The organism is Clostridium sp. DSM 8431 (assembly GCF_900116755.1).
In the GTDB taxonomy this organism is placed as follows: domain Bacteria; phylum Bacillota; class Clostridia; order Clostridiales; family Clostridiaceae; genus Clostridium.
On the sequence record NZ_FPBY01000131.1, the window covers coordinates 1 to 9,226 of the forward strand.

8 protein-coding genes and 1 pseudogene are annotated in these 9,226 nt (G+C 27.9%); 3 read left to right on the forward strand and 6 right to left on the reverse strand.

Annotation, left to right across the window (positions count from 1 at the left end; translation table 11 throughout):
• Nucleotides 1-340, forward strand: a 340-nt coding sequence (locus tag BM384_RS12485) for an integrase core domain-containing protein (protein ID WP_139232110.1), incomplete at its 5' end; no start/stop codon positions are given.
• Nucleotides 341-388: 48 nt separating this feature from the next.
• On the opposite strand, the gene BM384_RS12490 is transcribed toward BM384_RS12485, so the two are convergent.
• The 6 genes from BM384_RS12490 to BM384_RS12515 all read right to left on the reverse strand — a co-directional run bounded on the left by BM384_RS12490 (nucleotide 389) and on the right by BM384_RS12515 (nucleotide 7,772).
• The gene (locus BM384_RS12490) at nucleotides 389-1,435 is read right to left on the reverse strand and encodes an ABC transporter transmembrane domain-containing protein (protein ID WP_090014068.1); all 1,047 of its coding nucleotides are present in this window, start codon (nucleotides 1,433-1,435) and stop codon (nucleotides 389-391) included.
• Between the two features lie 55 nt (nucleotides 1,436-1,490).
• Nucleotides 1,491-2,189 carry an ABC transporter ATP-binding protein gene (locus BM384_RS12495; RefSeq protein ID WP_090014071.1) on the reverse strand — a complete coding sequence of 233 codons (699 nt, stop codon included), beginning with the start codon at nucleotides 2,187-2,189 and terminating at the stop codon, nucleotides 1,491-1,493.
• A 14-nt stretch (nucleotides 2,190-2,203) separates the two neighbouring features.
• Nucleotides 2,204-4,681: an ABC transporter permease gene (locus BM384_RS12500; protein WP_090014072.1), complete on the reverse strand. Its 2,478-nt coding sequence runs from the start codon at nucleotides 4,679-4,681 to the stop codon at nucleotides 2,204-2,206.
• Nucleotides 4,682-4,708: 27 nt separating this feature from the next.
• Complete coding sequence (locus BM384_RS12505; protein ID WP_090014074.1) at nucleotides 4,709-6,733, reverse strand: non-ribosomal peptide synthetase; 2,025 nt, start codon at nucleotides 6,731-6,733, stop codon at nucleotides 4,709-4,711.
• 100 nt (nucleotides 6,734-6,833) lie between these two features.
• On the reverse strand, nucleotides 6,834-7,535 hold the full coding sequence (locus BM384_RS12510) for an acyltransferase domain-containing protein (protein WP_090014076.1): 702 nt from the start codon (nucleotides 7,533-7,535) through the stop codon (nucleotides 6,834-6,836).
• Nucleotides 7,536-7,772, reverse strand: a complete 237-nt coding sequence (locus BM384_RS12515; protein WP_090014078.1) for an ACP S-malonyltransferase — start codon at nucleotides 7,770-7,772, stop codon at nucleotides 7,536-7,538.
• A 562-nt stretch (nucleotides 7,773-8,334) separates the two neighbouring features.
• Here BM384_RS12515 and BM384_RS12520 point away from each other — a divergent pair.
• Nucleotides 8,335-8,898, forward strand: coding sequence for a hypothetical protein (locus BM384_RS12520; RefSeq protein ID WP_090014080.1), 564 nt, complete (start codon nucleotides 8,335-8,337; stop codon nucleotides 8,896-8,898).
• Nucleotides 8,899-8,960: 62 nt separating this feature from the next.
• Nucleotides 8,961-9,226: pseudogene (locus BM384_RS12525) on the forward strand (IS4/IS5 family transposase); the annotation flags it as partial.

Sequence of the window (9,226 nt, forward strand, 5' to 3'; positions counted from 1 at the left end):
AAGTGCAGAAAAGCCTGTTATACGAAGTGATAATGGTCCACAATTTATTAGTCATATATTTGAAGAAACGTGTGCTAATTTAAATATTGAACATGAGAGAATTCCTGTAAAAACGCCTAATAAGAATGCCCATGTTGAATCATTCCATAGGATTTTAGAAGATGAATGCTTTAAAATAAATGAATTTGAAACTTATACTGATGCTTATAGAATAGTTAATGAATTTATGATTTTCTATAATGAACGAAGATTGCATTCAAGTTTAGGATATATACCACCAAAGGAATTTTATACCCTTCACCTTGGAGAGAATCTACAAAAAATTTGCATAAAGATATAAAATTGAGAGAAACTTAGAATTTAATAGATTTTGTCCAATATAAAGGGGTTAATCCGATAAATTTACAATCATGTCGTAATGTCCTTTAAGCATAACGAAAACAATAAAGAACTCTCCAAGTGTATTAAGAGAAAATTCTGAAGACATCAAAGGCAAAATTAACATTATAAATCCTAGAAATACAAAAATTAATCCTTCAGTTATAAAGGATGAATAAGCGAAATATACTTCAGCCTTAATTCTTGATTTTGTATAACTCCTATTACTCTTGTTAACATCCTCTGTAAATTCTCTCATTTTTTTCTTCTTATTAACTAATGTCTCAAATCCATCTATTAAACCAGTTAAATACTTATAGAAAACATTCTGTTTATCTCTTGATTTATTCCACTCTTTACTTGCAATAGAACTTACAACCAAAACTATTCCAAAAACTAAAGCTATTGTAAATAGTGCTATACATGTAAGCTTAAAATTGAAAATAAATAGATATATACAGCAGCATATAAGTACAATAATACTTGTTACACAAGATACAGCAGCATCAATTTCAGAGCTTATAAATTCTGTATCATTATTAATGCATGTATAAATTTTTTCACTGCCTATAGACTGAAATGTTTCATAATCACAATTTGAAATTGTATTAATTATTTTATCTTTCTTCTTGTAAATGAGCTCATTAGTTATAACTGTAACATCATGTCTTACAACCTTTATGGAATATGCATAAAGCATTACAGTTATAAAAAACGTATACGCTGTTATATTAAGTAATGGTAATTCTCCTCCGATAACATCTTTTATAATGTAAGTAAGATATGTAAATGTTAATCCAGTTACTATACTAAGTGAAATCATATATGCTAAAAATATATATAAATTATCAAAATATCGTACGACTGTATATGTAAAACTCCATATCAGTAAAACTATTAATATTCCTGTAATTACTGTCTTTTGTGTATTACTTAGATCATTCTTTAGAATATCTAATCCAAGATTAAGTATTGCTATGCAGTATAAGAGAGCACTGCTTAATACTGAAAGTATTATACTAACTAAAAAGTTCCTGCTGACACCCTTCTTTTTCATACTTCTCCTCTTAAAGAGAGCACTTTTTTATTTAGTACTCTCTTATTAAAATACACTATTTTATTATTAATGATTTTTTTTCAATTATATTTCCATCCAACAGCCTTATTAAGCTTTTTCCATATTCAGACGACTCTGGTGAATGGGTTACCTGAACTACTGTTGTTTTTAAATCCTTGTTAATTTCCACAAAAAGTTTCATTATTTTTTGCCCTGTTTTTACGTCTAAGTTTCCAATGGGTTCATCTGCAAATAATATTTTGGGTTCAATCATTAAAGCCCTAGCTATTGCAACTCTCTGCTGCTGTCCTCCTGATAACTCCCTTGGTATCATTTTTACCTTATTAGATATCTCAGTAAGCTCAAGAATTTCTTTATACTTCTTTTCATATTTTTTAATATTTTTCTTATCAACTAATAGTGGCAACAAAATATTATCTTCTACAGATAAATTAGGAACTAAATTATAAAACTGAAATATGAAACCAACATCTCTTCTCTTCATAAGTGTCAGATCTTTATTCGACATATCTTTATAGTTCTTTCCATAAATGTAGATATCACCACTTGTAGGTTTATCTAAAGCTCCAAGCATATATAAAAGAGTTGATTTTCCACATCCTGATGGTCCCATAATTGAAACAAAATCACCATCTTCTATTTCAAAATTTAAGTTCTTAATAACTGGAATATTTTCATTTCCGACTTTAAATTCCTTTTTTAAATTCTCAACTTTAATAGCTATCTTACTCATTTTCCCTCCACTTTTTACTCATATTTTAACTCTTCAATTATAGATAATTTATTTACTTTTCCTACAATTACTCCACCTGATAGTAATACTTCCAAAACTACAAGCAATGAGTACTGAGTAAATTTTACCATATCGTAACTTAAGTCAATATAAACGCCTATATAAGTCAATATTCCCTGGATATTAGAAATAGCAATATAGTAAAGTATGCTGCTTACTAAAATACATATTAATGACATAAATACACTTTCTAACAGCAATATTACTTTTCTTTCTCTAACACTGACACCTATGGAATCCAGTGTTGCTAATGTTTTACGTCTTTGTATAAAGCATATTAGATTATTATTCAAAATACCTAACACTGCTAATACTATGGTAATCATAGATACACTGTTTATTATCTTTAAGAAAGACTCTGTCATCTTTAAGTCTTTTTGATTTTTTATATAGTCTAAAGAAATATTATCAATATCCTTTGAAACCTCACTCTTTGAAAGTTTTTCATAATAACCATCAATGTCTACATCATCTTTAAGCTTTACACAAATAGTGTCTATATAATTAATTCCAAAATCATCTCTTGCATTTTCATCACTAATTAATGCTACAGATCCAACATACGATAACTTAGCATTTACAGCACCAGTTATTTTATAATCGAATTTGTCTCCATTTTTAGCTTTTAAAGTTATTGTATCTCCAACCTTTTTATTTAATTTAGTTAATATAGATTGTGATATGACTATATTTCTATCATCGCCATCAAGATCATCTAAAATTTCAGTTCCGCCAATATAAGTGAAGTAGGTATTAAACTTACTGTACTTCTCATTTTCTATACCCTGTACACTGCTTATTTTTTCTTTGCTTCCTGCAATCTCTACATTCTCCATATCAAGAAAATAATAATAGTTTGCTATTTCATCATCATTCTCAACATAATTACATACATCAGGGCTGTCTTTATCTAATATAATTGACACATCAGAATGGAACTCTGTTAACAGCTGATTAAAACCTTTTATTACTGAACCTGATATAGTTCCAATCATTGTGATTAATGCTAAAGTAATAATTATTAACTTCATATTATTAATTAGCATCTTTAAACTGCAGACATTTTTTAATGCTACATACAATAAAGGCATCTTATATTTAATTCTTCTAATACATTTTTCTGCGAAAACTCTTAATATATCTTCAAGATACATAATTAAAACTATAACTGAACATAAAATTATTGATACGCTTCTAATAATGCCATCACATAATAAAGCTGCTATTATTAAAGCTACTGGAATTAATGCTCTTATAATCTTAATCATTAAGCTGTGTTTCTTTGCTGTCTTTGTTGTAAGGTTTAAAATAATTTCTTTTATTGAAAATGACTTAATCTTACTTACTGAAGCAAATACTGAGAAGAAAGATAATATAACACCAAAAGCTACACTAAGTATTCCATAAGAGTAATATACATTTACTTCACTCAGCATTTCTAAAAAGTTCTTTGGAAAGCCTAAGGAAATTATCTGTGCACTGTATATTCCAATTACAAACCCTAAAATACCTCCAATTACACCTTGAACTAGTGCTTCACATAATAATGTAAATATTATTTTCCACTGTGACATACCAATGCTTAAAAAGGTTCCTATTACAGGAAGTCTCTCTAAAACAACAATATTAGTAGTTGTATAAATTATTAGTATACTCATAATGCATCCAACAACCAGCACAATTAATAGTGGAATAGTTAAGTTTGCATTAAGTGAATCAGCAATTAATGATGTATCAACCTTTGCAAACTTTAAGTTTTCATATTGGTCTTCAAGTTCTCCCATTGTCTCATCGCTTTTATCCCTGCTGTTATCTACTAACTTCACATAAACTATATTAGTATCTTTATTTATCTTTAGAAGATCTTTAAGATCACTTCTATTTACTAACATTTTTAATCCGCTTGTCTCATCATATAAGAATCCAGTATTATCAGCTATTGTTGAAACTGTAAATTCATATTCTTCCCCATTAATCGTTTCTTTAACTTTATCTCCAAGTCCAAGATTATATTTATCACTTGTAAATTCTGAAATTGTTATACCAACTCCATCTACATCCTCGTTATCAATTACTTTATACTCAACTAATTTTCCTAAGTCATCATCATCAATACCAATTAATGATACTTTATGTTTAACAGTATCATATTCGTATTCACCTTCAATGCAGCATAACCTGACACTTTCATCAATATTATCATTTGTTATGGAGTCATCAATAAAATAATTATTTTCATAATCAGATGAATTTACTATTAAATCAGTATCACCATATTGAGCATTTAAACTTCTCATTGCATCAGATTGAACTACACTATTAGATGCCAGCAAAATATATACTAATGCTGACGTAATGGCTATTGACAAAACAACTAATATAAATCTGCTTTTTTTCTCAGCAATATTCTTTAATAAATATTTAATAAACATACGTAATCTCCTTAATAAGATTTACTTTTACATATTTTTAAGAATTAAATCAAGGTCATCAATACTGTCATTTTCTTGATTATTATCATTAGAATCAATATATTCTGCAATATCTTTTATTGTCTGATACTTATACAAAAGAGAAATATCAAAATCACTCTCTGGAAGTTCCTTTTTTATAGAGTTTAAAATATTAGTTAACTTCAAAGAACTAATTCCATACTTTGTAAAGTTATCATATATACTTATATCTAATCCTGAAAATTCTCTTTCAAAAATTTCAATCAATTTACTTTCAGTCTTTGTAAGTAAATCTGCTTCTAGTTTTTCTTCAGGTACCTTTTTAAGAGTTTCCTTTAGCTCTTCTATTACTTCTTTAAACTCTCCTTTTTCAAACTGATTCTTTAATGAAAATCTACGGACCTTTCCACTAACAGTTTTAGGTATTTCTTTGATTGGTAAAATATTAACATCACATCCAAAAGAAATTTTTATTAACTTTTCAACTTCCTTTTTAATTTTAAGGAAACCACTTAAGTCACCTCCGTATAAAATAAACACTAATAAGTAATCTGTATTTTTCTTATAATCTATTGTACTTACTGCAATTACCCTTGACTGGTCAATGTGTATACATTTAGCTACAATATTTTCTATATCATTTGTATAGTAGTTAATTCCATTTATAATACATATATCTTTAACTCTGCCCACAACTATAAGATTATTCTCATACTCAAATCCTACATCACCAGTTTTATACCATCCATCATCTGTATAAAATTCTTTTGTTAATTTTTCGTCGTTATAATATCCTGATGTAACATTTTCTCCAGAAATCTCAATCATACCAACATAATTATCTGTTAATATTTCATCTTTATCATTTTTTAGCCTGTACCTGCAGCTTCCAACACCTTGTCCAAGTTTAACAAATGTAACTGCTAAATTTGATGTATTATCCTCTAAAACTTTTATCTTATCACCTATACTCAAATGGTTTCTATCAACATGTACACATTCTATTTCCTTTTCTACCTCCGGAAATGTTATCGCCAGTGAAGCTTCTGCCATCCCATAGACAGGAAAAATAACATTGCTTCTTAATTTTTTTTCTGCCATAACACCTAAGAACTTCTGACATAAATCATAGCTTATGGGTTCTGCTCCATTAAAAATCACTCGTACACTGCTTAAATCTAGCGGAAGATTCTTATCGAAGTTTTTTAACAAATAATTATAGCCAAAGTTTGGAGAATTAATAACAGTACTCTTATATTCACAAATCTTTTCTAACCACATATTAGGATTTCTCATAAAACAAATAGGTGACATTAATACATGAGTAATCCTGCAATATAAAGGTGCTAAATGAAAACCAATAAGCCCCATATCATGAGTAAGGGGCAGCCATGATAAACTATTTAATCCTTCTGTAATAACATCACCTAAACTGCTGATTATTGCCTTAACATTTTCTATTAAACCTTTATGTGTTAAAATTACACCTTTTGGGTTACCCGTTGACCCTGAAGAAAACTGTACAAAAGCAATTTTATCAGGTGAAACTTTATACTCTACATCATCAATATCAACCTTCAAGTAATCAGCAAACTTTATGTTATTTTCTTTTATTTCTTTGCTAATTTCTTCATCACAATAACTTAATAAAAAATCTATCATTTCATCTGTAGTTACAATCTTTGGGTTATTTAACTTTTTCCATATATTATTTATCCTTTGCCCAGAGTCATCTTCAACTGTGTATGGAACTGGAACAACTATTATCCCACTCAAAATTCCTCCCCAAAAACAAATTAAAAATTCTTTAATATTAACAGTAGTAACAATTAACTCATCGTCAGGCTTCATTCCTAAAGCTCTTAAATATGATGAAAACCTCCTAGCATCCCTATATAAATTTGAATAGGAATAAAGTTTGTCTTTTTCATCTCCATTAACAATGATAACTCCTTTATCTATTTGAGAACTAACATCTATGAGAAGATCCTGCAGTGTTATAATTTCTTTATTTAATACTATTTTATTCATTTTCCCCTCCAATACATTAATCTGATTTTTTTAACATATACACCATATTTTAACACATATATATAGCTTCTTTTTCAATATTCAGTCATAATTTTTTACCCTACACTTTAGTTAATATATAATTTTTTATTTTTTCTAACTCTGACTCATCACTAAAGCTTAAAACATTTCTTTGATTTAAATTTTCTTTTATAAGCTTCCTCATTACTCGACTTAAATTCATTTCGATATATGAATCCACATTATATTCCTTAATGTTATTAATAACATTGCACCACTTAACAGGTTTAAGAAACTGCTCCACAAGATTTTTTCTTATTTCATCTTTAGATTTATAAACCTCATCTGTAATACTTGATATAACATCATATTCAAAATCCTTGAACTCTACTTTTCTTAATTCGTCACTAAACAAATTACCTGCTTGAGCCATTAGTTTAGAATGGAATGCACCGATTACTTGTAACATTACTGTTTTGCCTCCGTATTTTGCTGCCTCTTTTGCTAATGTATCCATTAGATCCAAATTTCCTGAAACAACCATCTGTTTTGGAGAATTATAACAGGCTATATCAAGGACTTTATCTCCCCTTATATCAAAACAAATTTTTCTTAGTAAACCTTCTTCTAATCCCTTTACCGCAGTCATTCCTCCGCTCATACTATTATTGCATTCCTGCATAAGCTTTGCTCTTACCTTTACAAGCTTTAAAGCATTAACAAAATCTAATGTACCTGCACAAGTCAATGCACAATACTCACCAAGACTATGTCCTGCTGAGATAACCAGCTTAATTCTAATTTACTCCAAATATGTCTTATACATAGCATAACTTATAGTTAAAATTATAGGCTGACTATTAGTAGTATTTTTCAATTCTTCCTTGGAACCATTAATGCATATTTCTTTAATATCCATATCTAAAACTTCATTTGCTTCAGTAAATACCTCTCTCACTATGCTGCATTCGCTATATAAGTTTTTGATTAAATCAAACTTTTTTATTCCCTGCCCGGGGAATAGTAATCCTATTTTCACATTATTCATCTCCTATTTCATATTTATTATTTTTTATATCTCCATTCTAAGAAAATTCAAAATAATTTAGTAGTTTGATACATATTTACCATATATTTTAGTTGATTATATTATTTTATCCATATAAAAAAAAATATTTCATTTTAAATGTTTAAATAAAAATTTGAACCCTCAACTTATCCAAATATAATAAAAATAACAATTTAATTGAATACATAAAACTTTTTATATAAAATAGGATAGGCATTTGCCTATCCTAATAATTATCACTTCTTAATTTTTTAGTTTAATCTATATTAAGTGCAGCTTTACTTTCTATTGTTCTATCATAAAAATATCTAATAGATTTTTTAAATTTCTTTAAAATAAATGCATTATTAGCAACCATATTTATAATCTTCTCTTTAAATGACAAACCAATTTTTTTATTTCGCTACTTAAACCTACTGCGCGAACGCACAATGTCGTCAACTTAAGAAAAAAATTATAAAAAAGCTTGACAATAGAAGAAAAAATTGCAGCCTCGCTATAGATGAATAAATTTATAGCGAGGTTTAATATTATGAAAAATACTACATTGTTATCTGTAATTTTGAAAGATACAAACAACTTAATTACTTCAAGTGAATTTAAAGAAGCTTACAGTTTAGGCAATTCATTTTCAAGAAATAGAAAATTATCATTTTCTAATGCTGTCTTCTTTATTTGCTCTGCATTACGTAAATCTATATCTTCTAAAATTAATAATTTTATTGAAGATCATAGATATTTAAAATTTTCATCAATAACAAATCAGGCATTTTCTAAAGCAAGACAAAATATATCCTCAGAGGCATTTGCAGAGTTATGCAGACTTTTTGTTGATAGATATTATAGTTTAAATAAAAATTTAGCTACTTGGAATGGATTTAATATTTCAGCTGTAGATGGAACTTCACTGCAAGTACCAGATACAAAAGAATGTGGAGAATACTTTGGATTAAGTAGTAATCAAAATACTACCAAAACAGCTGTTGCAACAGCGTCAGCATTATACGATGTACTAAATGATATTGTTGTAGATGCTAGGATTACTAAATTTAAAACAAGTGAAAGACTTATTGCAAAACAACACATAGAAACATAGGTAATACTTTCTGCTCTCAAAAAAGTATTATTATTTTTGATAGGGACTATCCTTCATATGATATGTTTGATCATTTAAATTCCAAGGAATTGCTATTTTTAATGCGAGTATCAACATCTTTTAAACTTGCACAATCAGTAAAATCTTCTGATTCCATTTTAAAATATAAAGTAAAAGGAGAGATAAAAAAGATAAGAGTAATAAAAGTTAAACTTTCAGATGAAGTGACGGAAACTTTAGTAACTAATATCTATGATGATACCATTACACCTTTAAAGTTTAAAGAGCTTTACTTCTTAAGATGGGGTGTTGAATCTAAATATAAAGA

Bases quoted from the DNA above. Each gene is read 5' to 3' on its own strand.
- BM384_RS12520 (WP_090014080.1), top strand. From the start codon at position 8,335: ATGAAAAATACTACATTGTTATCTGTAATTTTGAAAGATACAAACAAC.
- BM384_RS12505 (WP_090014074.1), bottom strand. From the start codon at position 6,733: ATGAATAAAATAGTATTAAATAAAGAAATTATAACACTGCAGGATCTT.
- BM384_RS12490 (WP_090014068.1), bottom strand. From the start codon at position 1,435: ATGAAAAAGAAGGGTGTCAGCAGGAACTTTTTAGTTAGTATAATACTT.
- BM384_RS12500 (WP_090014072.1), bottom strand. From the start codon at position 4,681: ATGTTTATTAAATATTTATTAAAGAATATTGCTGAGAAAAAAAGCAGA.
- BM384_RS12495 (WP_090014071.1), bottom strand. From the start codon at position 2,189: ATGAGTAAGATAGCTATTAAAGTTGAGAATTTAAAAAAGGAATTTAAA.